Here is a 26051-nt window from a genome sequence, read left to right on the forward strand (position 1 = left end):
GGCTCAGGCTTCGAGCCAGCACTTCGCGAGAGCATATCCGTTCATCAACTCCTGATGCGGATCATCCACCCAGCCGGCAACCTTGGCGCCCGTCGCGTCGATGAACTGATTGAACATCGGCAGGATCAGGCCGCCCTCGTCGCGCACCATCACAGCCATGTCGTGGTACATTGCCTTGCGCTTGGCCTCGTCGAGCTCGGCGCGAGCCGCCAGCACCATCTTGTCGAAATCCGGACGCTTGAACCGTGTGTCGTTCCAGTCGGCCGTCGACAGATAGGCGGTAGAGTACATCTGGTCCTGCGTCGACCGGCCGCCCCAGTAGGAGGCGCAGAAGGGCTGCTTGTTCCAGACTTCCGACCAGTAGCCGTCGCCCGGTTCGCGCTTGATCTCCAGCTTGATGCCGGCCTTGGCCGCGCTTTGCTGGAACAGCTGTGCGGCGTCGACGGCACCGGGGAAGGCGACGTCCGACGTCCGGAGCAGGACGGCACCGTCATGGCCCGATTTCTTGTAGTGGAACTTGGCCTTGTCGGGATCGTATTTGCGCTGCTCGATCTCGGTGAATAGCGGGTACGATGCATTGATCGGGAAGTCGTTGCCGAGCGAGCCATAGCCACGCAGCACCTTGTTCAGCATCTCCTCGCGGTCGATCGCCAGCTTCAACGCCATGCGCAAATCGTTGTTGTCGAACGGCGCGGTGTTGCAGTGCATGATGAAGACGTAGTGGCCGGGTCCCGAATGGTTGCGGATGGTGACGCCGGGCACGCGCTTGATCAGATCGACGATCTTCGGCTCGACGCGGTTGATCATGTGGACCTGGCCGCCCTGCAGGGCCGCCGTACGCGCCGTGGCGTCGTTGATGACGATGATCTCGATCTGGTCGGCATGGCCCATCTTGTCGCCCTGCCAGTAGTTGGCGAAGCGCTCGCCGCCATGGCGCACGCCGGGCTCGTTGGTGGTGACCTTGTAAGGACCCGCCGAGATGCCGGCATCGGCCTTGTCCTTGCCGCCATTCGGCTGAATGATCAGGTGATAGTCGCTAAGCAGGTAGGGCAGGTCGGCATTCGGCTCCTTCAGCGTCAGCACCACTTCCTTGCCGCTGGCCTTGATGCTCTCGATGCCTTTCATGTAACCGAGCGCGCCGGACTTCGACTTCTCGTCCGAATGGCGTTCGAGGGTGGCGGCCACGTCCTCTGCAGTCACTTTCTTGCCGTTGTGGAACTCGACGCCATCGCGGATCTTCAGCGTCCAGGTCTTGGCGTCGTCCGACGAGCCGATCTCCTCGGCAATGCGGTTCTCGAGCTTGCCTTCGGGAGACAGCTCGACGATCAGTTCGCCCCACATCTTGCCGAAGGCGAACGGCACCTGCGTCATGAACAGCGCCGGATCGAGGCTGTTGGTGGATTCGCCACCGACCAGGCCGGCCTTGAGCGTGCCGCCCTTGACCGGACCCGCCGCGCGGGAAGCGCTGGAAAGCAGCGAATTGGCGAAGGTTGCGGTGACGCCGAGCGCTGCCGCCCGGCCGAGAAAATCACGACGGCTCAGTTTGCCGGACGCAACGCGCCGGCTCAGATATTCCAGTTCGTTAGACATGTTGAGTTCCTCACTCTGTTGGTCCGACCTTATGGTCGTTTTTCTCATTTTCAATTGGGAGAATAATGACCGTAAGGGAAAGCGGTAAGCAAGACCGAATGCGACATGCCGTGGCGTAAATCGTGCGTCGCAATTGGACCAATCGTTATAAGCGCTCAAAGCAGTGCGCGCGGGATTTTCTCCACGAAGTTGCGCTCGAAGACCAGTTTCTCGCCTTCATACGCTTCAATTCTGGCGCTAACCATGAAGCTTTGCACGTCGGAGCGCATTTCGGCGAAGGTTTCGGTGCGCACCGACCATCCATTTCGCGACAGCGTCTGGGTCCAATGCGTCTTGCCCGACGCTGACAGCGGATTGTCAGGATGGATCGCCCATGTCTCTCTGGCGATGTTGCCATTGGCAAGGCTGTGTTGCAGATCGCGCACTTCGCCGAAATCGTCGACGATGGAAAGCGTGATCATTCCGGTCTTTTCGTCGCGATCGACATGACGCTCGGAATTGGCGGCGCGGACCGTTTCGGTTGCCCAGGGCGTGGCGCCTTCGGGGGCGGGGAAGGTGACCTCGTCGCCTGTCGCCGGCGGGCGCAGCGGCAGCGTCAATGTCGCGGCCGACAATTCCAGCCGGACCGGCTCCGGCGACGGCCAGATCATCGGCCAATAGCTGTTGGAGATGGCAACACGCAAGCGGTGGCCGGCCGGCACGCTATAGGCGCATTGATCGAGCACCACCCGGGCGCTGACGGTTTCGCCGGGCACCAGCGCTTCGGGAAATTCGTGCGAGTTGCGATGCGTCAGGTTGAGCACGCCGTAGGAAATCAGCTCCGACGCTCCGTCCGGATGGACGTCGCACAGCCGAAGCGCGATGTTCGCCTGGCACCGGTCCGACGAAACCCTGACCAGAACTTCGGGAGCACCGACGATGTCGACCGCTTCGGTCAGCACCGGCTGGTCGAAACACACCGACAGCGCGTCGTCGGGGCGCTGGTCACCCGGCAGTTCCGGGCCGAAGGTGAAGGGGAAATATTCGCCGCCGGCAAGGCCGCAGCTTTGCGGTGAAGCGACGATGGCGTGCTTGCCTTCAGCGATAAGCTCAATCTCTTGCGTCCTGATATTGGGTGACGGCCATTCCGATTCAGCGACCCATCGGCCCGGCCGCTCGGGATGCCAGCGCGCCGGACGCACGCTGTCCATGACATAGGCGCGGTAGGCGGGGTCGGCCTCGACGCCGGTGTCGATGTCCTTCAGCCAGCGGTCCCACCAGCGCAAGGCCTCCTGCAGGAAGCCGATGCGCGGTTCGGGCGCGGCGTAATGCGGGTATTTGTGGATCCACGGGCCGACGATGCCCTTGACCGGCGCCTCGATATTAGCGGCGAGATGGGAAATCGTATTGCGATAGCCATCATGCCAGCCGCCGATCGACAGCACTGCGGCATGGATGGCGGAATAGTCCTCGCAGATCGAGCCGCGCTTCCAATAGGCATCGCGATGCTGGTGCTTCAGCCACAGCGGCGCCAGGAAGGGCTGGTTCTCCAGCCGGGTCAGCCACAGCTCGCGCCATCTGTTGTCGCCGGCCAGCAACGGATCCGGCGGCCGTGACGAATAGGACAGCATGGTCGAGGCCCAGCCGAAATTCTCGATCAGCAAGCAGCCGCCCTTGTAATGGATGTCGTCGGCATAGCGGTCGACCGTCGAGCAGAGACTGATGACCGCTTTCAGCGCCGCCGGCTGCTTGGCTGCTACCTGCAGGCAGTTGAAGCCGCCCCACGAAATGCCCATCATGCCGACATTGCCGTTGCACCAGGGCTGCGCCGCCGCCCAAGCGATGACGTCGCAAGCATCCTGCAATTCCTGCTCGGAATATTCGTCGTCCATCAGCCCTTCGGAATCGCCATTGCCGCGCATGTCGACGCGGATCGAGGCGTAGCCGTTGCCGGCGAAATAAGGATGCGTCAGCTGATCGCGATAGATCGTGCCGTCGCGCTTGCGATAGGGCAGGTGCTCGAGGATTGCCGGCACCGGGTCGTCGACAGCATCGGCCGGCATCCACACCCGCGCCGACAGCCGGCAGCCGTCCGGCATGATGATCCCCATATCCGGAAATTCGACGATCTTTCGTGGGAATTCAGTGACGATTTTCACGCGGGCGGACTCCAGGAGCGCCAGATGATGGAGCCCGTGAGAGCGCGTCATGGGCCAGTCAACGAATTCGGCTGGTCAATCCGCGTCAACTCAGCGGAATGTCGTTTTTGTCCTTGCCGGCCTGATAGGCGCCGGACAGTTCGTCATAGCGGGCGGAAATTGTGCCGATCCGTGCTTCCAGCCGCTTGCGTTGGGTCTCGGGCAGCGATCGTACGAGTCTGCGAATCGAAAAGCTCTTCCAGTAGGCATTCTCGGCATTGTAGCCGCCGGGATCGAGGGTGAAGACCTCCTTCAGGATCTTCAGATCGTGCGGAATGTCGAAGTTGTCGCGCGAGTCCTCATGGCTGAACAGATAGTAGAAATTGTCGAAGCCGGTCCAGGTGATCGCCGACAGGCAGAGCGAGCAGGGTTCGTGCGTGGCAAGAAAGATCGCGTCCCTGGTGTCGACGCGCTCGGCTTTCGGCAGTTCGTAGAAGCGCTTCAGGCAATGCACCTCGCCATGCCAGAGCGGGTTTTCCGTCTCGTTGTTGGTTTCGGCAAGCACCAGCGAGCGGTCGTCCTTGCGCAGGATCGCCGCGCCGAACAGCTTGTTGCCATGCGCGACGCCTTCGGCGGTCTTCGGCACGATGTCGTGCTCGATGACGTCGAGCAGACGGTCGATCAGCGAAATGTCAGCCATCACCGGCTCCCATCGGGAAGATGAATCTCATAGGCGTGCGAGAATTGGCACTCTTCGAGGTTGGAGCCGTCGCCGCCACGGTCGACGACCAGGAAGTCCTGCGGCTCGCCGATCGGCGTCAGCACGCCGTGCCACAAATTGCGCGGATAGTTGACGCCTTGCCCGGGCGCGGTGATGAACGCATGCGGTTCGCCCGGGCCTTCCTCGCCATCATGGCAGACGACGACCAGGAACGGCCGTGGCGACAGCGGGATGAAGGCTTGGCTGCCAAACGGATGGCGCTCCACCATGGTCAGCTTCAACGGCAGCTCATAGGGCGTGCCGCGCACCATCGAGATCAGCACGCGCGCATTCGGCCCTCGTGCTTCAGCGGTGGCGAGATCGTGATAGCGCTCGGCCTTGCCGCCATTGATCGAATAATGATTGTCGCCGCCCATATCGATGACGTCGCCGAATTCGGCGAAATTCTCGCGGGTCAGCGGCCGCGCGACGATGCGGGTCATGGTGTAGGTCTCGCGACGCCGGCGCTGCCAAGCTTGGCGTGGCGGTTGACGTCCTTGTAGAGGAGATAGCGGAATTTGCCTGGCCCGCCGGCATAACAAGCCTGCGGGCAGAAGGCGCGCAGCCACATATAGTCGCCGGCCTCGACTTCGACCCAGTCCTGGTTGAGACGGTAGACCCCCTTGCCCTCCAGCACATAGAGCCCGTGCTCCATGACATGCGTCTCGGCGAAGGGAATGACCGCGCCAGGCTCGAGCGTGACGATGGTGACATGCATGTCGTGGCGCATGTCGGCCGGATCGACGAAGCGCGTCGTCGCCCATCGGCCTTCGGTACCCGGCATCGGCGTCGGCGCGATGTCCTGTTCGTTGGCGAAGAACGCTTGCGGCGTGTCGATGCCGTCAACTGCATCATAAGTCTTGCGGATCCAGTGGAAGCGGACGGCGGCGTCGCTTTCATTGCGCACCGTCCATCCGCTCGCCGGCGGCAGGAAGGCAAAGCCGCCCGGCCTTAGGCTATGTTTCTTGCCGCCAAGCGAAACGCTTAGCTCGCCTTCGACCACGAACAGCGCACCTTCGGCGGCGGCGTCAAGCTCAGGGCGGTCGCTGCCGCCGCCAGGCGCGAGCTCGACGATATATTGCGAAAACGTCTCGGCAAAACCCGACAGCGGCCGCGACAGCACCCAGACGCGTGTCCCGTCCCAGAACGGCAATGCGCTGATGACGATGTCCTGCATCACGCCCTTGGGGATGACGGCATAGGCCTGCGTGAACACGGCGCGGCCGGTCAGCAATTCGCTCTGGCCGGGATGTCCGCCCTGCGGCGCATAATAGGTTCGCTCGGCCATTTTCATCATATCCATAAATTCAAGCCTGTTGCGGAAGCCAGGGCCTATCGCGGCAGCCAAAGCCTATTGCGGAAGCATGTCCTTGAGACGAAGCAGCGCGATGCGCTCGACCTGTCTGCAGGCGGTTTCGAATTCGACATCGCGACTATTGGCGATGCGCGCCTCGAGCTCGGCCAGGATCTCCTCCTTGGCCTTGCCTTTCACCGCGATGATGAAGGGGAAACCGAAACTGGTGACGTAGGCGGCATTGAGTTTTGCGAACAACTCGCGCTCCTTATCGGTCAGCGCGTCGAGCCCGGCCGAAGCCTGTTCCCTCGTCGATTCCGCCGTCAGCCGCTTGGCCTGCGCCAGTTTTCCGGCAAGATCGGGGTGGGCATTGAGCACGGAAAGCCGCTCGGTCTCGCTTGCCGCGCGAAACACGCGGCAAAACGCGTTGTGCAGGCCGCCGGCACTGTCATGCGCCGGGCCGAGCTCCAGCTCATAGGCGCGCTCGGCAATCCACGGCGAATGCTCGAACACGCCGCCGAATGCCTGGACGAAGGCCTCGAATTCCATTTTCGACGGGCGTGGCGCCGGCAACCGGAACGGATGCGTCTCCTGCCAATGTTTTGCAATGTCGATGCGCCGTGCCAGCCAGACCTTGTCGTGTGACTTGACGTAGTCGATGAAGCGCTTCAGTGCCGCGACCCGGCCCGGCCGCCCAACCAGGCGGCAGTGCAGGCCGATATTCATCATGCGCGGCCGCCCTGCCTTGCCCTCGGCATAGAGCGTGTCGAAACTATCCCTGAGATAGGCAAAGAACTGGTCGCCCGAGTTGAAGCCCTGCGGCGTGGCAAAGCGCATGTCGTTGGCGTCGAGCGTATAAGGGATGACCAGCTGCGGCTTCGCCGACCCGTCCGGTGCCACATGCTCGAACCAGTAGGGCAGTTCGTCATCATAGGTGTCCGACACATAGTCGAAGCCACCCTCTTCCGCTGCCAGCCGCACCGTGTTGATCGAGGTGCGGCCGGTGTACCACCCGGTCGGCCGCGCACCTGTGACCTCATAATGCAGCCGGATCGCCGCTTCCATGTCGCGGCGCTCGTCTTCCGGGGCGTGGTCGCGGTAGTCGATCCATTTCAGCCCGTGCGAGGCGATCTCCCAGCCGGCCTCCTGCATCGCCGCAACCTGGTCGGGCGAACGCGCCAGGGCCGTGGCGACGCCGTAGCAGGTGACCGGCACTTGCGCCGCGCTGAACAGGCGCAGCAATCGCCAGAAGCCGGCTCGGGCGCCGTATTCGTAGATCGATTCCATGTTCCAGTGGCGCTGGCCGGGCCAGGGCGCGGCGCCGACGATCTCCGACAGGAAAGCCTCCGAAGCCTTGTCGCCGTGCAGGACGCAATTCTCGCCGCCCTCTTCGTAATTGACGACGAACTGCACCGCGACATGCGCCCCGCCGGGCCATTTCGGATCCGGCGGATTGGCTCCGTAGCCGCGCATGTCTCGTTCGTAACGCATTCTCGCTCCTGCCGGAAAGTGTGATCAGGATAGTCGAAAGGAGTGCCTGCGCATTCCCCCGAAATTTTTGAAAGTGTTTTTGTCGCGCTCCGCTCGACCGGGACTTATGCATCGCCTTTAATTGGCGCACAATTCATGAATAGTGTTCGACTGTGCAGGGAATGGAGCAGCCAGTGGCGGAAACGTCGAAAGCCGAAGGCGGGCGCCTGACGACCCATGTCCTCGACACTGCGGCCGGCAAGCCGGCGGCCGGTCTGTCGATCGAGCTCTATCATCTTGACGGCCAGGCCCGAACGCATCTGAAGACGGTCGTCACCAATGATGACGGCCGCTGCGATGCTCCGCTGCTTGCCGGTGCGGAATTCCGTACCGGCGAATACGAGCTGATCTTTGCGGCCGGCGATTATCTGCGCCGGCAAGGGACAAAACTGCCGGAACCGGCCTTCCTCGACCATGTGCCGATCCGCTTCGGCATGGCCGAGCCGGTGCACTATCATGTGCCGCTGCTCCTATCGCCCTACGGCTATTCGACCTACCGGGGAAGCTGAGATGGCCGGGATCAAGACACGCGACGAAATCCGCTTCATCCTCAATGGCGAGGACGTCGCGCTCGGCACGGTTGCACCCGACCAGACCCTGCTCGATTGGCTGCGGCTCGACCGCTCGCTGCGCGGCACCAAGGAAGGTTGCGCCGAGGGCGACTGCGGCGCCTGCACGGTGCTGGTCGGCAGGCTCTCCGGTGGAACACTGGTCTATGAAAGCGTCAATGCCTGCATCCGCTTCCTTGGCTCGCTAGATGGCACGCATGTCGTGACCGTCGAGCATCTGCGCGGCGACGCAGGAAAACTGCACCCCGTGCAGCAGGCGATGATCGATTTCCACGGCTCGCAATGCGGCTTCTGCACACCGGGTTTCGTCATGTCGCTTTATGCTCTGTGGATGCGGTCGCCGGAGCCGTCGGACGCCGCCATCGAAAAGGCGCTGCAAGGCAATCTCTGCCGCTGCACCGGCTATGAGGCGATCATGCGCGCCGCACGTGCCATCTCCAGCTACGGCAAGGCGGCAAAGGATCCGTTGGCGACGGAGCGCAAGGCAGTCACGGCCAAGCTCGAAGCGATGAAGGACGGTTCGCGCATCGAGATCGGCTCCGGCAACAAGCGGCTGATCGTGCCAGCCAATGCCGATGATCTGGCCAGCGTGCTGGTCAAGGAGCCGGGCGCCACTATCGTCGCGGGTTCGACCGATGTCGGCCTTTGGGTGACCAAGCACATGCGCGATATTGCGCCGGCGGTTTTCATCGGCAATCTCGATGGATTGTGCGAAATGTCCGAGGACAAGGGCATCATCTCGATCGGCGCCGGTGTCACCTATAGCGAAGCCTTCGCGACGCTGGCGAAACGCATCCCGACGCTAGGCCCGCTGTTCGATCGCATCGGCGGCGACCAGGTGCGCAACATGGGCACAATCGGCGGCAATATCGCCAACGGTTCGCCGATCGGCGACACGCCGCCGCCGCTGATCGCACTCGGTGCCCGCCTGACACTGCGCCGCGGCGACAAGCGTCGAACGATCCCGCTCGAGGAGTTTTTCATCGCCTATGGCAAGCAGGACCGGCAGCCCGGCGAATTCGTCGAGGCCGTGCATGTTCCGGTGCCGGGCAGCGAGACGAAATTTGCCGTCTACAAGATCACCAAGCGCCGCGACGAAGACATCACAGCAGCCCTAGGCGCGTTTTTCCTGAAGCTCGCCGGTGATGGCACGGCGGCGGATGTGCGCATCGCTTATGGCGGCATGGCGGCAACGCCGAAGCGAGCCTTTGGCGTCGAAAAGGCATTGCTTGGCAAGCCCTGGACGGAAGCGACGGTCGAGGCGGCGATTGCCGCGTACGCCGGCGATTTCACCCCGCTAACCGACATGCGGGCAAGCGCCGAATACCGGGCGCTGGCGGCACGCAACCTGCTGCTGCGCTTCTTTGCCGAAACCACCGGCACCCGGGCGCCGATCCAGGTATCACGGCACGAGGCGGCATGATGAACAAGCACGCCACCCCAAACCTGAAGGCGCAAAAAATCGCCGGCGGCGTCGCCACCGACCAGCGCCATGATTCCGCGCACAAGCATGTCAGTGGCACGGCCGTCTATATCGACGACATGCCGGAACCGGCCGGCACGCTGCACGGCTGCCTTGGGCTTTCGACGGCGACGAGTGCCACCATCACCAGCATGGACCTTTCGGCGGTGCGCGCCGCACCCGGCGTCATCGATGTGCTGACGGCGAGCGACGTGCCAGGCGAGAACGACATTTCGCCGACCGGCCGTCACGACGAGCCGGTGCTGGCTGACGGCAAGGTGCAATTTTTCGGTCAGCCGATCTTCTGCGTCATCGCAGAAACCCGCGAGCAGGCGCGCCGCGCGACGAGGCTGGCCAAGGTCGAATACAAGGAATTGCCGTTCGTCGCCGATATCGGCGAGCTCGATCCCCGGAAAGACAAGCTGGTCACGCCGCCGCTGACGCTGAAGCGCGGTGATGCAGCGGCTGCGATCAACGCGGCGCCGCGCCGGCTGAAGGGAAAAATGCGCATCGGCGGCCAGGAGCATTTCTATCTCGAAGGCCATATCGCCTTGGCCATCCCTGGCGAGGACAACGACGTCACCATCTATTCCTCGACCCAGCACCCGAGCGAAATCCAGCACATGGTCAGCCATGCGCTCGGTGTTCCGAGCCACGCGGTGACGGTGGAAATCCGCCGGATGGGCGGCGCTTTCGGCGGTAAGGAAACGCAAGGCAATCAGTTTGCGGCATTGGCCGCTATCGCCGCGAAGAAACATCATCGGGCCGTGAAAATCCGGCCCGACCGCGACGACGACATGATCGCCACCGGCAAACGCCACGATTTCCTCGTCGACTACGAGGTCGGCTTCGACGACGAGGGCAATATTCTGGGCGTAGATTTCATGTTCGCGGCGCGCTGCGGCTTCTCGGCCGACCTCTCCGGCCCGGTCACTGACCGCGCGCTGTTCCATTGCGACAACACCTATTTCTGGCCGGCGGTGCACGCGCAATCGGCGCCACTCTACACCAACACGGTATCGAACACCGCCTTTCGCGGCTTCGGCGGCCCGCAAGGCATGGTCGGCGCCGAGCGCGTCATCGACGAAGTCGCGTTTGCCGTCGGCAAGGACCCGCTCGAAATCCGCAAGAAGAATTTCTACGGCACCAGCGACCGCAACATCACGCCCTACCACCAGACGGTCGAGGACAACATCATCTACCGCATCGTCGCCGAGCTGGAGGCGAGTTCCGACTATGCGAGGCGCCGCCGCACCATCGATGCTTTCAATGCCAACAGCCGCTTCATCAAGCGCGGACTGGCGCTGACGCCGGTCAAGTTCGGCATCTCGTTCACCGCCACCCATTACAACCAGGCCGGCGCGCTGGTGCATGTCTATACCGATGGTTCGGTTCATCTGAACCACGGCGGCACCGAGATGGGGCAGGGCCTCTACGTCAAGGTGGCGCAGGTTGTGGCGGAAGAGTTCCAGATCGACCTCGATCAGGTCAAGATCACCGCGACGACGACCGGCAAGGTGCCGAACACCTCGGCCACCGCCGCGTCTTCCGGCTCCGATCTCAACGGCATGGCGGCGCAGAACGCCGCCCGCCAGATCAAGGACCGGCTGACCAATTTCGCCGCCGAGAAATACCAGTTGCCGCGCGACCAGGTGCTGTTCTTGCCCAACCGCGTGCGCATCGGCAACCAGGAGATCGCCTTCGCGGATCTCGTCAGGCAGGCCTATATGGCGCGCATCCAGCTTTCGGCGGCGGGTTTCTACAAGACGCCGAAAATCCATTGGGACCGCGACAAGGGCGAGGGCCACCCCTTCTACTATTTCGCCTATGGCGCCGCGTGCTCGGAAGTCTCGGTCGATACGCTGACCGGCGAATATATCGTCGAGCGCACCGACATCCTGCACGAAACCGGCCGCTCGCTGAACCGCGCCATCGATCTCGGCCAGATCGAGGGCGGCTTCATCCAGGGCATGGGCTGGCTGACGACGGAGGAACTGTGGTGGGACGACAAGGGGCGGCTGCGCACCCATGCGCCATCGACCTACAAGATCCCGCTCGCGTCGGACCGGCCGAAGATCTTTAATGTGACTTTGGCCGACTGGGCGCAAGCAGGCGAGCCGACGGTGCACCGCTCCAAGGCGGTCGGCGAGCCGCCCTTTCCGCTCGCAATGTCGGTGCTGCATGCGCTGTCGGACGCAGTGGCGAGCGTTGCCAGCCACAAAATCTGCCCGCGCCTCGACCCGCCGGCCACGCCGGAGCGTGTGCTGATGGCGATCGAACGGCTGAAGCGGGAAGCCAAGACCGGCACTTGAATCCCGGAAAACGTGCAATTCAGGCCGAAAAACTCTATATTTCCCAATAGGGAACGCGAATGATGAACGCGAAAGTGCAGAGCCTGAAAGCCTTTGTTGCCGGTGCCGGCCTGGTCGCCTTGGTTGAGGTGGCCGGGACAAAAGGTTCGACGCCGCGCGAGACGGGTGCCTTCATGCTCGTCTCAGGATCGGCCACTTTTGGCACGATCGGCGGCGGCCAGCTCGAATATATGGCGATCGACAAAGCGCGGCAGATGCTTTTCTCCCCCCTTGAGGGGGGTGAGGAGCGGCCGGCCAATGGCCGAGAAAAAGCCAACGATTTGACTTTTTCAGCGACGAACGCCCGGAGCCATAGCGAAGGGCAGGCCGCGGAGCGGCCAGAGGGGGTCGTATCAGAAGGCACCGCCAGAGCCTCGAGCACTGCCGCGGCGACCCCACCCGGCGGCTTCGCCGCCACCCTCCCCTCAAGGGGGAGGGATATCCGCGCCACCCTCGACATCGCGCTAGGCCCGGAGATCGGGCAGTGCTGCGGCGGCAGGGTCGAGCTGCTGATCCGGCTGGTCGACGCCGCGCTTGAGGCCAAGCTTGTTGCGGAGGCGGAGGCCGAGGAGGCGCAGCTGCCGCATGTTTACATTTTCGGCGGCGGCCATGTCGGCCAGGCGCTGGCCTCGGCGGTGGCCTTGCTGCCGGTGCATGTCGTCGTTGTCGAGACGCGAGCCGAAGCGCTGGAAGGCATGCCGGAAGCGGTCGAAACCAAGCTGACGCCGATGCCTGAGGCGGTGGTTCGCAAGGCGCCGGCCGGCTCCGCCTTTGTCGTCCTCACCCACGACCACGCGCTGGATTTCCTGATCGTCGCCGAGGCGCTGAAACGCCGCGATGCCGCCTATGTCGGCATGATCGGTTCCAAGACCAAGAAGGCGACGTTTCGGAACTGGTTCCTGAAATCGGCGGACGGAAGCGAGGCGGAATTTGACCGCCTCGTCTCGCCGATCGGCGGTTATGCAATCAATGACAAGCGCCCGCAGGTGATCGCCGCGCTCGCCGCAGCCGAGATCATGACGGCGCTGGCGAGGTGTCATTTACCTGTCAACGGACTAACAGAGTACCCCAAAGCACCAAGCGGCGGTCGGTCGACCGCATCCTCGCAGACTTTTTGATGCTTTTGTACGGAAGACCTTGGCTTATGGAGCAGTTGGCGCCGTAAGACCGAGAAAACACGAGCAGCACATGTTGGTGAAACAGCTTGTCGGAGCGCTTCTGGCCGCTTTTGCGGTTTCTCTGGCGTTTGCCATAGGATCGCGCACGCGCGCTACGCGACACGCCGGCGAGCAAACACTCCGCGCCACCTGGTTTTTGCATGTGTTTGCGGTCCTGCTTGCGGGCTTTGTCGCGATAATTTTGGTTGCCGGATATAGCGAAACAGGGAGCGAGCAACTTCCCTGGGTATATGGCCTGCTGGTTGGCTTTGGTCTGACTCTGATCGGGTGGATTTGGTTCTTCTATCTTCGTGTGGTCTTTTGGAACATCGAGGGCGTAGGGATTCGACAGCCATTCGTGCCCCCACGCTTTATTCCGTGGGAAGACATCGAATGGGCTGGTCGCAAATGGACAGGAGATTTCCAGCTTTGTTCCAAGAAAACCAGCATTAGCTACACCGCGTTCCAGGGCGGACACGATGAGCTAAATCGCCGGGTGAAGCTCGAGGTGCCGAAGTTCGAGAGGAATTTCTAATCGAACCTCGGCGCGCCGAGGAAATAGCGCCGTCCAAAAAGAGCTATTCCTTCTCCTGCGTATGTGCCTCCAGGAACCACAGCAATTTGTCGAGGGAGCGTGAATAGGCGGTGAAGATGTCGGCGGTGTCGGCGTCGCCCGCACCTGCCGCTTCGTCGATTGCCGCGCGTGCCCGCTTGGCGGTTGCGGCATAGCGGTCGATCAGCGCCGCCAGATGATCTCGGGTCTTGTGGATGTCGGTCGGATAGGCCTCGAGCATAGTCGCCTTCGACACCTCCTGCGATGTGCCGAGCGCCGTGCCGCCGAGCTGTACGGCGCGCTCCGCAATGGTGTCGACATGGCCGTCGATCTCCTCGCGGAACGTGTCGAGCATCTCATGGATGGCGATGAATTGCGGTCCCTTGACGTTCCAGTGCGCCTGCTTGGTGATCAGCGCCAGATCGATGGCGTCGGCGAGGCGGGCGTTGAGAAGATCGATACACTCTTTCTTGGCGTTGGATTGCAGGTCGTTGCGGGTGGCGATGGCATCCATGGTCGGCTCCTGTGGCGGTTGCGTCCGCCTGGTTTGAAGAGGGTGAAGTTTGTGGAAGGTCAATCGAACATGCGCGCAGACGCCCATCATCGCCGCGCGGCACAGCATCCCAAACGGCGATCTCCGACTTTCGTTCCGCTCGTCGTTTTACGCCGGCCGTTTCAAGCCCAGGTGGTCGCGCAACGTGCTGCCTTCATAATCCGTACGAAACAGCCCGCGCCGCTGCAACTCCGGCACGACAAGCGTGGCAAAGGCATTGAGTTCGCCGGGAAAATAGGACGGCATGACGTTGAAACCGTCTGCCGCGCCACCCTCGAAGCGTGCCTCGAGCTCGTCGGCGATCTGGGCCGGCGTTCCGACGACGCGCCAATGGCCGCGCGCGCCGGCGAAATGGCGGGCAAGCTGGCGAATGGACAGCTTGTCGCGGCGGGATTGCTCGATGACCAGCGCCTGCCGGCTCTGCATGCCTTCGCTGGCCGGCAGCTCCGGCAGCGGTCCGTCAATGGGATAGCGCGCGAGATCGGATATGCTGAGATAGCTGGAAAGCAGCGCGACACCGACGTCGTCCGGGATCAGTTCCTGCAATTCATCATGTTTTGCCCGGGCTTCCGCTTCGCTTGCCGCGACGACTGGCGCGACGCCGGGCATGATCTTGAGGTCGTCCGGCTTGCGCCCATAGGCAGCCAGCCGTCCCTTGAGGTCGTCGTAGAAGGCCTTCGCTTCCTCGAATGTCTGCGCCGCCGTAAAGACCACGTCGGCGGTCCGGGCGGCGAGGTCACGACCCTCGTCCGACGCTCCCGCCTGTACCATGACCGGTGAACCTTGTGGCGAGCGCGGCAGATCGAGCGGGTCGCGCACCGAAAAACTTCTGCCTTCGTGTCCACCCTGGCCTCGCCAAAGGCCGGCAACCACGGCAGCGAATTCGCGCGCCCGTCCGTAACGGTCCGCATGTGGGCGCAGACCGGTCGAGCCGAAATTGGCGGCCTCGATCTGGCTGGCCGAAGTGACAAGGTTCCAGCCGGCACGCCCGCCGCTCAGATGGTCGAGCGACAGGAAGGTCCGCGCCAGCCCGTAAGGCTCGTTGTAGCTCGTCGACGCCGTGGAGACGAGGCCGATGCGCTCCGTCTGGACGGCGAGCGCGGCAAGCAAGCTGATCGGCTCGAAGCCGATCGAGCGCGACGTTTGGCTGGCGATGTTGACATTGGCCTCGCGCACGCCGGCGGCGTCCTCGCAGAAGATCATGTCGAACTTCGCCGCCTCCGCCGTCCGCGCCAGCTGGATGTAATGGTCGATGTCGATGCCGGCCGTGACATGCGCCTGCGGATGGCGCCAGGCGGCGATGTGGTGGCCTGTCGCCCACAGGAAGGCGCCGAGCTTCATCTGGCCTCGACCGGCGCTCATTGCCGATCCTCCCCGGCAAGCCCGAGGTGGGAGCGCAGTGTCGCCGCGCTGTAGCCGGACCGGACAAGGCCGCGGCGGCGAAGCTCCGGCAGCACGAGGCCGATGAAATCGTCGAGCGCCGACGTGAGCGGCGTGTCGATGCTGAAACCGTCGCAGGCTTTCGAGCGAAAGCACTCTTCGAGCCTGTCCGCAAACATGTCCGGCGCGGCGATTATTTCGGCGCTGACGGTAACATTCATCAGCACTTTCAGCCCCTCCGGCCTGCGCCCGAAGGCAAGCGCACGACGCTTCAGCTCGCCAGCCCAGTCGATCGATCGCTCATCCAGCAGGAGGACATCGGCGGTGCGGGCGGCGATATCCATGTCGGGCTCGGACAGGCCGGACATGACCAGCACCGGCGTGTCCTGCGGCGACCGCGCCACGTTGAGCGGCCCGCGCACGGAAAAATATTCGCCCTTGTGGTCGAGAAGGTGCATCTTCTCGGGATCGAAGAAGCGGCCGCCAACTTTGTCGAACAGCAGCGCGTCTGCGTCCCAACCTTTCCACAAGCCTTGCACGATGCCGATGAATTCCTCGGCGCGCAGGCGGAAATCGTCGCCGGAAAACCCTTCCGGTCGGCTGAAATTGGCCGCCTCGCGCGGTTCGGGCATCATGCTCGCGTTCCAGCCGGCGCGGCCATGGCTGATAATATCGAGCGAAGCGAAACGGCGCGCGAGATTGTAGGGCTGGTGGGCGACCGTCAACGCTGCAGCGACGAGGCCGATCCTGCTTGTCACCGTCGCCAGGGCCGCCACCAAGGTCGTTGCTTCGAAGCGCATTTGCCGGTTCAGCCCGCCTGCAACCGGCGCGGAATCGCCGAGCAACACCATGTCCAGACCGGCCGCTTCGGCTTCTTGCACGAACCGCGTCAGCAGACTGAAGTCCAGGCCGGCGTCGGGCGGATAGGAAGGGGCGGCTTCCGGAGACAGTGAAACGGCGAGACACATGGTGGCGCCGTTGGCCATCGCTTTTCCCTGTTGAGCGAGATTCCTTGGGAATTATCTCGTCGGCTGGACGGAAAGCAACCGGCCAGCCGGCGATCATTTGCCGGCCAGAATATCCCTGATCAGCCGCTGGCAGCGCTCGGCCATGAAGTCGAGCAACAGCCGCACCTTCGGATCCTGCAGCTTTTTGTGCGGGTAGACGGCGGCAAACTGCACCGGCGTCGGCGGCGTATTGCTCAGGATCACCTTCAGCCGCTGGTCGCGGATAAACGGCTCGACCTCGAAGCGCGGCTTGTTGATGATGCCGCGGCCGGACAGCGCCCAGCCGGTCAGCACGTCGCCATCATCGGTATCGTAGGGGCCGTGCACCTCGAACTTTTGTGGCCCGTTCGGCGTCTGCAACGTCCACACATATTCGCGCGCGCCGGAATAGCGCAGCATCAGGCAATCGTGCTTCTTGCCGATCAACTCCTGCGGCTCGGTCGGCTCGCCGCGCACGTCCAGATATTGCGGAGCCGCTACCAGCACGCGCTCGCATTCCATGATGCCGCGCATCCTGAGGCTGGAATCCTCGATAATGCCCAGCCGGAAGGCAACGTCGATGCCTTCTTTCATGATATCGACATTGTGATCGGAAAGCCGGAGCCGCACCTCGATATCTGGATACCTGTCGTGGAAATCCGGGATGCCGGATGCCACCAGCCGCCGCCCGAGGCCGAGCGGCGCTGTCACCTTTATCGTGCCGCGCGGCTGGCCGGATAACGCGCTGACCGCCGCTTCCGCCTCGGTGACCGCCTCCAGCACCTGCTTGGCGCCGGAGTAGAACACCGTGCCGTGCTCGGTCGGCATCAACTGCCGCGTCGTGCGGTTGAACAGCCTGACGCCCAGGTGCTTCTCGAGCTCCTTGATCCGGTTGGAAGCGACCGCCGGCGAAATGCGCATGTCGCGCCCAGCCGCCGACAAATTGCCGAGCTCGACGACGCGGACAAAAACGGCGATGTTGTCGAGATAGGCCATGCGGCTTCCGTGGCTCTCATGTGGCTGCGTATGATCAGCCTAGTATTTTCCAATTTTTTTTGAAAGTCATCGTGCAGCTCGGCCCTTTCCGTTTGCGCTCCAGCCCGTAAAGTCAGCCGATCGGCAGGGACGATTTTTCATGATGGATTTCGCGATATTCTGGGATTGGCTGAGTTTCGCCGTGCGCTGGCTGCACGTCGTTACCGGCATCGCCTGGATTGGATCGTCCTTTTATTTCGTCGCGCTCGACCTCGGGCTGCGCCAGCGTCCGGGCATGCCTGCCGGAGCCTTCGGCGAGGAATGGCAGGTGCATGGTGGCGGCTTCTACCACGTGCAGAAATATCTGGTGGCGCCGGCCGAAATGCCCGAGCACCTGACCTGGTTCAAATGGGAATCCTACGCCACCTGGCTGTCGGGCTTCGCCATGCTGTGCGTCGTCTACTATGCCGGGGCGGACCTGTTCCTGATCGATCCGAATGTCCTTGCCATGTCGGTGCCTACAGGCATCTTGCTGTCGCTGGCGACGATCGGCGTCGGCTGGGTGGTCTACGATCTCTTGTGCCGTTCGCCGCTCGGCAACAGCGACACCGGCCTGATGCTGGTGCTGTATGGGGTGCTGGTATTCATGGCCTGGGGACTGACCCACCTGTTCACCGGTCGCGCCGCCTTCCTGCATCTTGGCGCCATCACCGCGACGATCATGTCGGCCAACGTTTTCATGGTCATTATCCCCAACCAGAAGATCGTCGTCGCCGACCTGATCGCCGGCCGCAAGCCCGATCCGAAATACGGCAAGATCGCCAAGCAGCGCTCGCTGCACAACAATTACCTGACGCTGCCGGTTTTGTTCCTGATGCTGTCGAACCATTATCCGCTGGCGTTCGGGACAGAGTTCAACTGGGTCATCGCCTCGCTGGTGTTCATCATCGGCGTGCTGATCCGGCACTATTTCAACACTAGGCATGCGCGCAAAGGCAATCCGACCTGGACCTGGCTGGCGGCGGCCGTCCTGTTCGTCGTCATCATCTGGCTGTCGACGGTGCCGAAACTGCTGACCGGCGAGGTCAAAACGTCCTCGGCGGCACAGGTCTACGTCGCCTCGGCGCATTTTCCCGCCGTGCGTGATACAGTGCTTGGCCGCTGTTCGATGTGCCACGCGGCCGAGCCGTCCTACGAGGGCATTTACCACGCGCCGAAGGGCGTGATGCTCGATACCGATGCCGGCATCGCCGAGCACGCCGGCGAGATCTACCTGCAGGCCGGGCGCAGCCACGCCATGCCGCCCGCCAACGTCACCCAGATCACCGACAAGGAACGGGCGCTGCTGGTGGCATGGTTCGAAGGCGCGGGGAAATAGCATGACCAGCACGCTGCTGCGCGGCCGCACGCTGTCGTTTTTGCGCTGGCCCGAAACCATCGACGACCATTCCGCCTGGCGTTACGAGCAAGATGGCGGCTTGCTGCTCCGCGACGGCAGGATCGTTGCCGCGGGCGCCTATGCCGAGGTCGAGAAAAAGGCGGGCGAGGGAACAAAAAAGATCGACCACAGGCCGCATCTGCTGCTGCCCGGGTTCATCGATGCGCACGCGCATTTTCCGCAGATGCAGGTCATAGCTTCCTTCGGCGCCGAGCTGCTCGACTGGCTGAACACCTACACTTTTCCGGAAGAGACCAAATTCCAGAACGCTCAGCATGGCCGCCGTATCGCCAGGCTGTTCCTGGATGAAGTATTGCGGCATGGCACGACGACAGTCGCGGCCTATTGCTCGGTACACAAGGAATCTGCCGAAGCGTTCTTTGCCGAGTCGCATGACCGCAACATGCTCAACATCGCCGGCAAGGTGATGATGGACCGCAACGCGCCGGACGGCGTGCTCGACACGCCGCAATCGGCTTATGACGACAGCAAGGCATTGATCGAGGAGTGGCACGGCAAGGGGCGCCAGCACTATGCCATCACCCCGCGCTTCGCCATCACCTCATCGCCCGAGCAATTGGAGATGGCGGGCGCGCTCTGCCGCGAATATCCTGATCTGCACATGCAGACGCATCTGTCGGAAAACCACGCCGAGATCGCCTTCACGCAGCAGCTTCATCCGCAGGCGCGCGACTATACCGATGTCTATGAGCATTACGGGCTGCTCGGGCGCAGAAGCCTGTTCGGCCATTGCATCCATCTGTCGGAACGCGAGGCGGATGCGCTTTCCGATAGCGGCTCGGTGGCGGTGTTCTGCCCGACCTCCAACCTGTTTCTCGGCTCGGGCCTCTTCGATTATCAGCGCTATCGCCGCCGCGAGAAGCCGCTTCGCATCGCCGCCGCCACCGATGTCGGCGGTGGCACCAACTATTCGATGCTGCGCACCATGGACGAGGGCTACAAGGTGGTCGCGCTGAATGGCGAGAAGCTCAATCCGTTCCAGTCTTTCTGGCAGCTGACCCGCGGCAATGCGGAGGCGCTGTCGCTTGCGGAAAAGATCGGCACGCTGGAGGAAGGCAGCGACGCCGATATCGTCGTGCTCGACGCCCGCGCGACGCCGGCGATGCGGCTGCGGGTAGAGACGGCGGACACGCTCGCCGAGGAATTGTTTCTGCTGCAGACGCTCGGCGACGACCGCGCCGTGCGCGAGGTCTATGTCGCCGGCCGGGCGGCCAAGGCAGATATAGCGGTTTAGCCGTCGTATGCGGCCGGCTTGACCGGGCAGCAGCCATCCGGCAAAGCGTGCGGCGAAGTTGACAGGGGAACGACATGGCCGTTGCGGACGACATCGCTCTGATCGAGAAACAGGAAGCCACGCTTGTCTTTTCGGCCTTCGATGAAGCCGTCGCTTTCGAGATCGGCTCGGCGATCCGCGATCGGGCTCTCAAGGAAAACCTGCCGATCATCGTCGATATCAGAACCTTCGACCGGCCGCTGTTCTATGCGGCAATGCCCGGCTCGAACGCTTCCAATCCGGACTGGGCGCGGCGCAAGATCAACGTCGTGCGGCGGTTCCTGAAAAGCACCTACCGCATGGTGCTGGAGCAGCAGCGCCCCGACCGCAGCTTCAAGCCTGGCGAGGGGCTGGACGTTGCCGACTACGTGCTGGCCGGTGGCGGCTTTCCCATCACTGTCAAGGGCGCCGGCGTCATCGGCGTGATCGCCGTCTCCGGTCTACCGGAGCGTGAGGACCATGGCGTGGTCGTCGATACCCTTTGTGAGTATCTCGGCATCAATGCGCGCGAGCTGGCATTGCCGGCGGAAGCAAAATGACAGAGGTAGACCCCAAGCCCTTTCTCATTTCGATCTTCAACGCCGCCGTTGCCGCCGCCGATCCCCAGAGGACAATCAAGGATCATTTGCCGGCAAGGCCGAAGGGCCGCACGATCGTCATCGGTGCAGGAAAAGGCTCGGCGCAGATGGCGGCGGCTTTCGAGAAAGTGTGGGACCGGCCGATCGAGGGGCTGGTCGTCACCCGCTACGGCTATGGCGCGGCCTGCCGGCGCATCGAGATCATCGAGGCGGCGCATCCGGTGCCGGATGCCGCGGGGCTCGAGGCTTCCCGGCGGCTGCTCGAAAAAGTCCAGGGACTGACTGCGGACGACCTCGTCGTGGCGCTCATTTCGGGCGGCGGCTCGGCGCTGCTGCCGTCACCAGCCGAAGGTCTGACGCTGGCCGATGAGATCGCCGTCAACGAGGCGCTGCTCGCCTCCGGCGCGCCGATCGCCGCGATGAACACCATCCGCAAACATCTTTCCTCGATCAAGGGCGGCAGGCTGGCGGCCGCCGCATATCCTGCCAAGGTGGTCTCGCTGGTTGTTTCTGATATTCCGGGCGACGATCCGGCTCTGGTCGCTTCTGGTCCGACCGTGCCGGATATAGGCAGCCGTGAGGACGCATTGGCGTCGATCGCTGCCTATGGCATGAACCTGCCGGCCTCAGTCATGGCGCATATCAATTCGCCGGCGGCCGATGCGCCGCGTCCGGACGACCCGCGTTTTGTCCGCAACGAGGTGCATCTGATCGCTTCCGCCGGCGTCTCGCTGGAAGCCGCAGCGGCCGAAGCGGAGCGCCAAGGCATTCAGGCGGTCATTCTCTCCGATTCCATCGAGGGCGAGGCGCGTGAGGTCGGCGGCGTCCACGCCGCGATCGCGCGCGAAGTGGCGACGCGCAACCGGCCGTTTGCAAAGCCGGTGCTGATCCTGTCGGGCGGCGAGACGACGGTGACCTTGCGCGCGAAAGGCAAAGGCGGCCGCAACTCGGAATTCCTGCTCGCCTTCGCCATTGGGATCAGCGGCATGGCCGGCGTCCACGCACTGGCCGCCGACACCGACGGCATAGACGGTTCGGAAGACAATGCCGGCGCCTTCGCCGACGGCTCGACGGTGTCGCGGATGCGTATGGCGGGCGTCGATGCCAAGGCCATGCTTGCCGGCAACAATGCGTGGACAGCGTTTAACGCCGTCGGCGATCTTTTCGCGCCCGGACCGACTGGGACGAACGTCAATGATTTGAGGGCGATCCTGATCAGATAGGTTCAGGCCGCCATCAGCCTTTTCACCGCTCTCATATCCTGCAGGAACCGCTCGCGTTCGGCCTGCTTGTCCGCCGGCTCGCGAATGCGCAGGATGAAGGACGGGTGGATGGTGACGAAGACACGCAAGCCATCGTCGCGCTCCACGACCGCCCCGCGCATCTTCATGATCGGCACCACCTTGCCGAGCAGCGCCTGCGCCGCCGTTGCGCCGAGCGCTACCGCCAGATTGGGCTTGATCAGATCGATTTCCTTGTCGAGCCACCAGCGGCAAGCCTGCACCTCGCCGGCGTTCGGCTTGGAGTGGATGCGCCGCTTGCCGCGCGGCTCGAATTTGAAATGCTTGACCGCGTTGGTGACGTAGACTTTCAGCCGATCGACGCCGGCATCGTCCAGGATCGCGTCGAACACCTTGCCCGCCGGACCGACGAAGGGCTTGCCCGCCAGGTCCTCCTGGTCGCCCGGCTGTTCGCCGACGAAGATCACCTTAGCTTTATCAGGGCCCTCACCGAACACAGTCTGCGTGGCGTCGTGCCATAGCGGACAGCGGCGGCAGATCTTGGCCGTTTCGCGCAGTTCAGGAATCGTCCTGGCGTCGATTTCTGTCGTTTCCGGGGATTTGCCGGTCGGCAAGCCTCTCGACTCCACCTTGGCATGGTGCGACGTGGGGGTCGTCTGCATCCTGGCGATCATGGCTAAGGCGGCCTTGTCCGCTTCTGTGATCAGAACCGGAATGAGCGAAGCCGCCGGAAGGTTCCTTCAAAACTGGTCCGGTCGGAACTTCGCCGAGCGAAGACTCTGCCGAACAGGGCCCTACACCTCGTGCAGATAGAGGTGATAATCCAGTTCGCTGACCGTGCGCGCCACGCGCAGATATTCCGCCTGCTTGATCGCCACGAACGTCCGGTGCAGGTCTTCGCCCAATGCGCCCTTGAGGAAGGTCGACGCCCTTGCCGCCTCGATCGCGGCACGCCAGTCGACCGGCATCGTCGTGCGCGTGACGGCCGATTCGTAGCCATTGCCGGTGGTTTCGGGACCGGGATCGAGGCCCTCGTCAAGGCCTTTGACGATGCCTGCCAGCACCGTTGCTGCCACCAGGTAAGGATTCGCGTCGACGCCCGATGGCCGGTGCTCGATGCGGCGGTTCTTGGCATCGCCGGCCGGCACACGCAGTGCCACCGAACGGTTGTTGACGCCCCAGGTCGGCGCCACCGGCGCATAGGATTGCGAGACGAAGCGCCGCCATGAGTTGGCGTGCGGCGCAAAGACCAGCATCGATTCCGCCATCGTCTGGATCAGTCCGCCGAGCCCGCGCAGCAGCGGCAGCGACCAGCTTTCGCCGCCGGTTTCGGCAAAGACGTTCTTGCCGGCATCGTCCAGCAGCGAGACATGAAAATGCATGCCAGAGCCGGCATACTTCTCGATCGGCTTGGCCATGAAGCAAGCGGTGACACCATGCCGACGTGCCTGCGCCCGCACCAGACGCTTGAGCATGACGAGATCGTCGGCCGCCCGCATCACGTCCTTGCGGTAGTTGAGCGTCAGCTCGTACTGGCCGGGCGCATATTCCGAGATGACCGTCTCGGCCGGGATGCCTTGCACCTTGGCTGCGGCGTAGATGTCGGAAAACAGCGGCTCCATGCCGTGCAGATGGTCGACGGAATAGACCTCCGTCTTGGCCGAGCGGCGTCCGTCGAGCACCGCGTGCGCCGGCTGCACCTTACCTTCGGCATCGCGCTCGTTGGCGAGCAGGAAGAATTCGAGCTCGAAGGCGCCAGCCGGATGCAGGCCCTTGGCCGCGAGGATGTCTACCTGGCGGGCGAGTGCCAGCCGCGGGTCGGACGACATCGGCTGGCCATCGAGATGGTACATCGCCATCAGCACCTGGCCGCGCGGCGGCTGGGTGCCGAACAGCGGCACCAGTGTGCCGGGGATCGGCCACGCCCGCAGGTCGCCGTCGCCCGTCGTCCAGATCAGCCCGGTCTCGTGAACATCCTCGCCGGTGATGTCGAGGCCGAGGATCGAGATCGGCATGTGCCGGCCACCCTCGAAGATGCTCATCAACTCGTGCCGGCGCACGATCTTGCCGCGCCCGACGCCATTGGCGTCGGTCAGCACGATGTCGAACGCTTCGATCTCGGGATGAGCGTCGAGAAAGGCCTGCGCCTCGGCGGGCGTCGAGCCCGAAGGGGATGCCGTGACCAGGTTCAAACTTTGCTTGGGCGCTTGTTTCATGCCGCAAGCTTGTCTCACGCCGTAAGCTTTGCCGCAACCGCGCCGAAGGCAGTGATCAGCCGGTTCACCTGGGCAACGCTGGTCGCAGGAGAGATCAGCATCATGTTGTGGAAGGGTGCGATCAGCACGCCGCGATTGACCAGCGCAACGTGGACCGCCGCCTCGAGCTCCGGTGCATGCGCAGCTTCCGCCTCGCCGCCATTCCTCAACGGGCCCGGCGCGCAGATGAACTCGACGCGGGCGCCGACGCGAGCAACATGCCAGGGCAGACGATAGCGATCGATGACGGCAGTCAGCCCGGCGTCGAGCCGCCGCGCCAGATGGTCCATATGGCTGTAGTTCTCATCGGTCATGACGTATTCCAGCGTGGCGCGCATCGCTGCGAATTGCAGCGGATTGGCCGACAGCGTTGTCCCCATGCCGGAGTAGCCGGGCTCTTTCCGGCTGATATAAGCGGCATAGCGGGCCGCAACGTCTTCGCTCATCCCCCAGACGCTCGCCGGTACGCCGCCGGCAATCGGCTTGCCCAGCACGAACAGGTCCGGTTCCAGCCCGTATTTGCTTGTATAGCCACCGGGACCGGTCGAGATCGTGTGCGTCTCGTCGATTAGAAGCAGCGTGCCGGTCGCACGGGTGAGACGCCGCAAGCTATCATGAAAGCCGGCTTCGGGCAGCACCATGCAGGAATTGGTCAGCACCGGCTCGGCGATGACACAGGCGACATCGTGGCCCCGGAGTGCCGCGTCGAGCGCCGGCAGATCGTTGAACTCGACGACATCAGTCGCGCGCGTCAGGTCGCGGAACTCGCCGGCCAGTCCCGGTCGATTCACCGCTTTCCCGGCGACCAGCCGCACCATCGTCTCGTCGACCGAGCCATGATAGCAGCCGTTGAAGACCAGTATCTTCTCCCGGCCGGTAACGGCGCGGGCAACGCGCAGCGCGAAGCGGTTGGCATCGGTCGCCGTCGTCGCGATCTGCCACAACGGCAAACCGAAACGCTGCTGCAGCAGCGGCCCGATGGCGAGCGCGTCCTCGGCAGGCAGCATGTAGGTCAGGCCGCGTCCGGCCTGCCGGCGGATGGCGCGTGCGACCGACGGCGGCGAATGACCGAACATCGAACCGGTGTCGCCAAGGCAGAAATCGTCGAGCCGGTTGCCGTCGATATCTCTGATGATGGCGCCCCTGGCACTATCGACGAGGATCGGGAACGGCGTCGGCCAGTCGTTCATCCAATGCATCGGCACGCCGCCGAAGAAGCCGGGCAGGCCATGGCCGATTTTCGCCATCGATTTTGGCCGCGCCCGGCGGAAGACTTCTGCCTCGGTCGCGCGCAACTCGGCGATCCGGGCCGGGCCGATGCCGCCGATGGAAGTCTTTGAATGGTTGATTACGTTCATGGCGGCCCTCTCAGTCGCACTTTAGACAATCGGCATCCGCCACCGCAATTGGCCGGGCGGCTGCCCTGTGTTGGGTCAGCGGTCATTTGAATGAAAACAGGCGCTTGACCGCGAGCCGCCTTCGGGCGCCAATGGTTCGGCTGGAGGGGACAGGATGGTGCGGGCGATCGTCTGCGCAGCAACGCTGCTGTCGTCGGTTGGTGCGGCTCTGGCGTCCGGCGGCATCTGGTGTTCCGCCGAGGATGCAGCCGTCAAATTTCAGGTCGGTGCCGGGGTCACCAGAGGCATGGGCGGGCCGACCTTCAATTTTAGCGGCGAGCTCGAAATTCTGGGCAGGCCGGCTGGCGACAGTCTGCGCAAGACGGTATTCGGGGATCAGAACCTCACGCAATATTGGCTCGACAACAAGGAATTGCGGCTGCTCGTCTACCATGAACGGCAGGTCGAAAACGCCTACGGCTATGTCGAACTGGCGATCCTGACCAAGGCCAGCGATGAAGGCGTCTATGACGGCCGCTATTTGCTCTCAATCTATGATGTCACGGCCGATGCCGAAAAGGACGGCAAACCGGCTGAATTGACCGGCAAAGTATCCTGCGGAGCCGAGTAA

23 protein-coding genes are annotated in these 26051 nt (G+C 63.3%); 10 read left to right on the top strand and 13 right to left on the bottom strand.

Going from position 1 to position 26051, the window contains the following annotated elements; translation table 11 throughout:
• Positions 1–3: 3 nt before the first annotated feature.
• From NKI95_RS13585 to puuE, 6 genes are all read right to left on the bottom strand, one after another.
• Positions 4–1590: an ABC transporter substrate-binding protein gene (locus tag NKI95_RS13585; protein WP_352464554.1), complete on the bottom strand. Its 1587-nt coding sequence runs from the start codon at positions 1588–1590 to the stop codon at positions 4–6.
• A 155-nt stretch (positions 1591–1745) separates the two neighbouring features.
• Entirely contained in the window at positions 1746–3728 is a 1983-nt protein-coding gene (locus NKI95_RS13590; protein ID WP_352717293.1) for a CocE/NonD family hydrolase, read from the bottom strand.
• Between the two features lie 85 nt (positions 3729–3813).
• Positions 3814–4407, bottom strand: coding sequence for a nucleoside deaminase (locus NKI95_RS13595; RefSeq protein WP_352717294.1), 594 nt, complete (start codon positions 4405–4407; stop codon positions 3814–3816).
• Complete coding sequence (locus NKI95_RS13600) at positions 4407–4910, bottom strand: ureidoglycolate lyase (RefSeq protein ID WP_352717295.1); 504 nt, start codon at positions 4908–4910, stop codon at positions 4407–4409. The genes NKI95_RS13595 and NKI95_RS13600 overlap by 1 nt, the downstream gene beginning before the upstream one ends.
• Positions 4907–5755 carry a bifunctional allantoicase/(S)-ureidoglycine aminohydrolase gene (locus NKI95_RS13605; protein ID WP_502909153.1) on the bottom strand — a complete coding sequence of 283 codons (849 nt, stop codon included), beginning with the start codon at positions 5753–5755 and terminating at the stop codon, positions 4907–4909. The genes NKI95_RS13600 and NKI95_RS13605 overlap by 4 nt, the downstream gene beginning before the upstream one ends.
• 63 nt (positions 5756–5818) lie before the next feature.
• On the bottom strand, positions 5819–7252 hold the full coding sequence (puuE, locus tag NKI95_RS13610; RefSeq protein WP_352717298.1) for an allantoinase PuuE: 1434 nt from the start codon (positions 7250–7252) through the stop codon (positions 5819–5821).
• 173 nt (positions 7253–7425) lie between these two features.
• Between puuE and uraH the strand changes: the two genes are divergently transcribed.
• The 5 genes from uraH (at position 7426) to NKI95_RS13635 (ending at position 13365) form a co-directional block, all read left to right on the top strand.
• Positions 7426–7800, top strand: coding sequence for a hydroxyisourate hydrolase (uraH, locus tag NKI95_RS13615; protein ID WP_352717300.1), 375 nt, complete (start codon positions 7426–7428; stop codon positions 7798–7800).
• Position 7801: 1 nt separating this feature from the next.
• Positions 7802–9283, top strand: a complete 1482-nt coding sequence (gene xdhA, locus NKI95_RS13620; RefSeq protein WP_352717301.1) for a xanthine dehydrogenase small subunit — start codon at positions 7802–7804, stop codon at positions 9281–9283.
• Positions 9283–11634, top strand: coding sequence for a xanthine dehydrogenase molybdopterin binding subunit (xdhB, locus tag NKI95_RS13625; RefSeq protein WP_352717302.1), 2352 nt, complete (start codon positions 9283–9285; stop codon positions 11632–11634). Before xdhA ends, xdhB begins: the two co-directional genes overlap by 1 nt.
• A gap of 62 nt (positions 11635–11696) precedes the next feature.
• Positions 11697–12791, top strand: a complete 1095-nt coding sequence (xdhC, locus tag NKI95_RS13630; RefSeq protein ID WP_352717375.1) for a xanthine dehydrogenase accessory protein XdhC — start codon at positions 11697–11699, stop codon at positions 12789–12791.
• A gap of 70 nt (positions 12792–12861) precedes the next feature.
• A complete protein-coding gene (locus tag NKI95_RS13635) occupies positions 12862–13365 on the top strand; it encodes a hypothetical protein (RefSeq protein WP_352717304.1) in 504 nt (167 codons plus the stop codon).
• A 43-nt stretch (positions 13366–13408) separates the two neighbouring features.
• On the opposite strand, the gene dps is transcribed toward NKI95_RS13635, so the two are convergent.
• The 4 genes from dps to NKI95_RS13655 form a co-directional block, all read right to left on the bottom strand.
• Entirely contained in the window at positions 13409–13897 is a 489-nt protein-coding gene (gene dps, locus NKI95_RS13640) for a DNA starvation/stationary phase protection protein Dps (protein ID WP_023676226.1), read from the bottom strand.
• A 147-nt stretch (positions 13898–14044) separates the two neighbouring features.
• Positions 14045–15298, bottom strand: coding sequence for an LLM class flavin-dependent oxidoreductase (locus tag NKI95_RS13645; RefSeq protein WP_352717306.1), 1254 nt, complete (start codon positions 15296–15298; stop codon positions 14045–14047).
• Complete coding sequence (locus tag NKI95_RS13650) at positions 15295–16302, bottom strand: LLM class flavin-dependent oxidoreductase (RefSeq protein ID WP_352717307.1); 1008 nt, start codon at positions 16300–16302, stop codon at positions 15295–15297. Before NKI95_RS13650 ends, NKI95_RS13645 begins: the two co-directional genes overlap by 4 nt.
• A gap of 75 nt (positions 16303–16377) precedes the next feature.
• Positions 16378–17298 (bottom strand): LysR family transcriptional regulator, encoded by a 921-nt coding sequence (locus NKI95_RS13655; RefSeq protein WP_352464534.1) that lies wholly within the window; start codon positions 17296–17298, stop codon positions 16378–16380.
• A 139-nt stretch (positions 17299–17437) separates the two neighbouring features.
• Between NKI95_RS13655 and NKI95_RS13660 the strand changes: the two genes are divergently transcribed.
• The 4 genes from NKI95_RS13660 (at position 17438) to NKI95_RS13675 (ending at position 21810) form a co-directional block, all read left to right on the top strand.
• Entirely contained in the window at positions 17438–18655 is a 1218-nt protein-coding gene (locus NKI95_RS13660; RefSeq protein ID WP_352717309.1) for a urate hydroxylase PuuD, read from the top strand.
• Between the two features lies 1 nt (position 18656).
• A complete protein-coding gene (gene guaD / locus NKI95_RS13665; RefSeq protein WP_352717310.1) occupies positions 18657–19970 on the top strand; it encodes a guanine deaminase in 1314 nt (437 codons plus the stop codon).
• A 74-nt stretch (positions 19971–20044) separates the two neighbouring features.
• A complete protein-coding gene (locus tag NKI95_RS13670) occupies positions 20045–20548 on the top strand; it encodes a heme-degrading domain-containing protein (protein ID WP_352717312.1) in 504 nt (167 codons plus the stop codon).
• Positions 20545–21810, top strand: coding sequence for a glycerate kinase type-2 family protein (locus NKI95_RS13675; protein WP_352717314.1), 1266 nt, complete (start codon positions 20545–20547; stop codon positions 21808–21810). Before NKI95_RS13670 ends, NKI95_RS13675 begins: the two co-directional genes overlap by 4 nt.
• Positions 21811–21812: 2 nt before the next feature.
• On the opposite strand, the gene NKI95_RS13680 is transcribed toward NKI95_RS13675, so the two are convergent.
• From NKI95_RS13680 to NKI95_RS13690, 3 genes are all read right to left on the bottom strand, one after another.
• On the bottom strand, positions 21813–22535 hold the full coding sequence (locus NKI95_RS13680; protein ID WP_352717377.1) for a UdgX family uracil-DNA binding protein: 723 nt from the start codon (positions 22533–22535) through the stop codon (positions 21813–21815).
• Between the two features lie 87 nt (positions 22536–22622).
• A complete protein-coding gene (locus NKI95_RS13685; protein WP_352717315.1) occupies positions 22623–24044 on the bottom strand; it encodes a glutamine synthetase family protein in 1422 nt (473 codons plus the stop codon).
• Between the two features lie 14 nt (positions 24045–24058).
• Positions 24059–25441 carry an aspartate aminotransferase family protein gene (locus tag NKI95_RS13690; RefSeq protein WP_352717317.1) on the bottom strand — a complete coding sequence of 461 codons (1383 nt, stop codon included), beginning with the start codon at positions 25439–25441 and terminating at the stop codon, positions 24059–24061.
• A gap of 154 nt (positions 25442–25595) precedes the next feature.
• Here NKI95_RS13690 and NKI95_RS13695 point away from each other — a divergent pair, with 154 nt between their 5' ends.
• Complete coding sequence (locus NKI95_RS13695) at positions 25596–26051, top strand: hypothetical protein (RefSeq protein ID WP_352464520.1); 456 nt, start codon at positions 25596–25598, stop codon at positions 26049–26051.

The sequence above is a fragment of the Mesorhizobium sp. M0306 genome (assembly GCF_040321655.1).
GTDB lineage: Bacteria > Pseudomonadota > Alphaproteobacteria > Rhizobiales > Rhizobiaceae > Mesorhizobium.

Excerpts from the sequence above, each read along its gene's own strand:
- NKI95_RS13585 (WP_352464554.1), bottom strand. The coding sequence starts at position 1,590 with ATGTCTAACGAACTGGAATATCTGAGCCGGCGCGTTGCGTCCGGCAAA.
- NKI95_RS13595 (WP_352717294.1), bottom strand. The coding sequence starts at position 4,407 with ATGGCTGACATTTCGCTGATCGACCGTCTGCTCGACGTCATCGAGCAC.
- NKI95_RS13600 (WP_352717295.1), bottom strand. The coding sequence starts at position 4,910 with ATGACCCGCATCGTCGCGCGGCCGCTGACCCGCGAGAATTTCGCCGAA.
- NKI95_RS13605 (WP_502909153.1), bottom strand. The coding sequence starts at position 5,755 with ATGGCCGAGCGAACCTATTATGCGCCGCAGGGCGGACATCCCGGCCAG.
- puuE (WP_352717298.1), bottom strand. The coding sequence starts at position 7,252 with ATGCGTTACGAACGAGACATGCGCGGCTACGGAGCCAATCCGCCGGAT.
- xdhA (WP_352717301.1), top strand. The coding sequence starts at position 7,802 with ATGGCCGGGATCAAGACACGCGACGAAATCCGCTTCATCCTCAATGGC.
- xdhB (WP_352717302.1), top strand. The coding sequence starts at position 9,283 with ATGAACAAGCACGCCACCCCAAACCTGAAGGCGCAAAAAATCGCCGGC.
- xdhC (WP_352717375.1), top strand. The coding sequence starts at position 11,697 with ATGAACGCGAAAGTGCAGAGCCTGAAAGCCTTTGTTGCCGGTGCCGGC.
- NKI95_RS13635 (WP_352717304.1), top strand. The coding sequence starts at position 12,862 with ATGTTGGTGAAACAGCTTGTCGGAGCGCTTCTGGCCGCTTTTGCGGTT.
- dps (WP_023676226.1), bottom strand. The coding sequence starts at position 13,897 with ATGGATGCCATCGCCACCCGCAACGACCTGCAATCCAACGCCAAGAAA.
- NKI95_RS13645 (WP_352717306.1), bottom strand. The coding sequence starts at position 15,298 with ATGAGCGCCGGTCGAGGCCAGATGAAGCTCGGCGCCTTCCTGTGGGCG.
- NKI95_RS13650 (WP_352717307.1), bottom strand. The coding sequence starts at position 16,302 with ATGGCCAACGGCGCCACCATGTGTCTCGCCGTTTCACTGTCTCCGGAA.
- NKI95_RS13655 (WP_352464534.1), bottom strand. The coding sequence starts at position 17,298 with ATGGCCTATCTCGACAACATCGCCGTTTTTGTCCGCGTCGTCGAGCTC.
- NKI95_RS13660 (WP_352717309.1), top strand. The coding sequence starts at position 17,438 with ATGATGGATTTCGCGATATTCTGGGATTGGCTGAGTTTCGCCGTGCGC.
- guaD (WP_352717310.1), top strand. The coding sequence starts at position 18,657 with ATGACCAGCACGCTGCTGCGCGGCCGCACGCTGTCGTTTTTGCGCTGG.
- NKI95_RS13670 (WP_352717312.1), top strand. The coding sequence starts at position 20,045 with ATGGCCGTTGCGGACGACATCGCTCTGATCGAGAAACAGGAAGCCACG.
- NKI95_RS13675 (WP_352717314.1), top strand. The coding sequence starts at position 20,545 with ATGACAGAGGTAGACCCCAAGCCCTTTCTCATTTCGATCTTCAACGCC.
- NKI95_RS13685 (WP_352717315.1), bottom strand. The coding sequence starts at position 24,044 with ATGAAACAAGCGCCCAAGCAAAGTTTGAACCTGGTCACGGCATCCCCT.
- NKI95_RS13690 (WP_352717317.1), bottom strand. The coding sequence starts at position 25,441 with ATGAACGTAATCAACCATTCAAAGACTTCCATCGGCGGCATCGGCCCG.
- NKI95_RS13695 (WP_352464520.1), top strand. The coding sequence starts at position 25,596 with ATGGTGCGGGCGATCGTCTGCGCAGCAACGCTGCTGTCGTCGGTTGGT.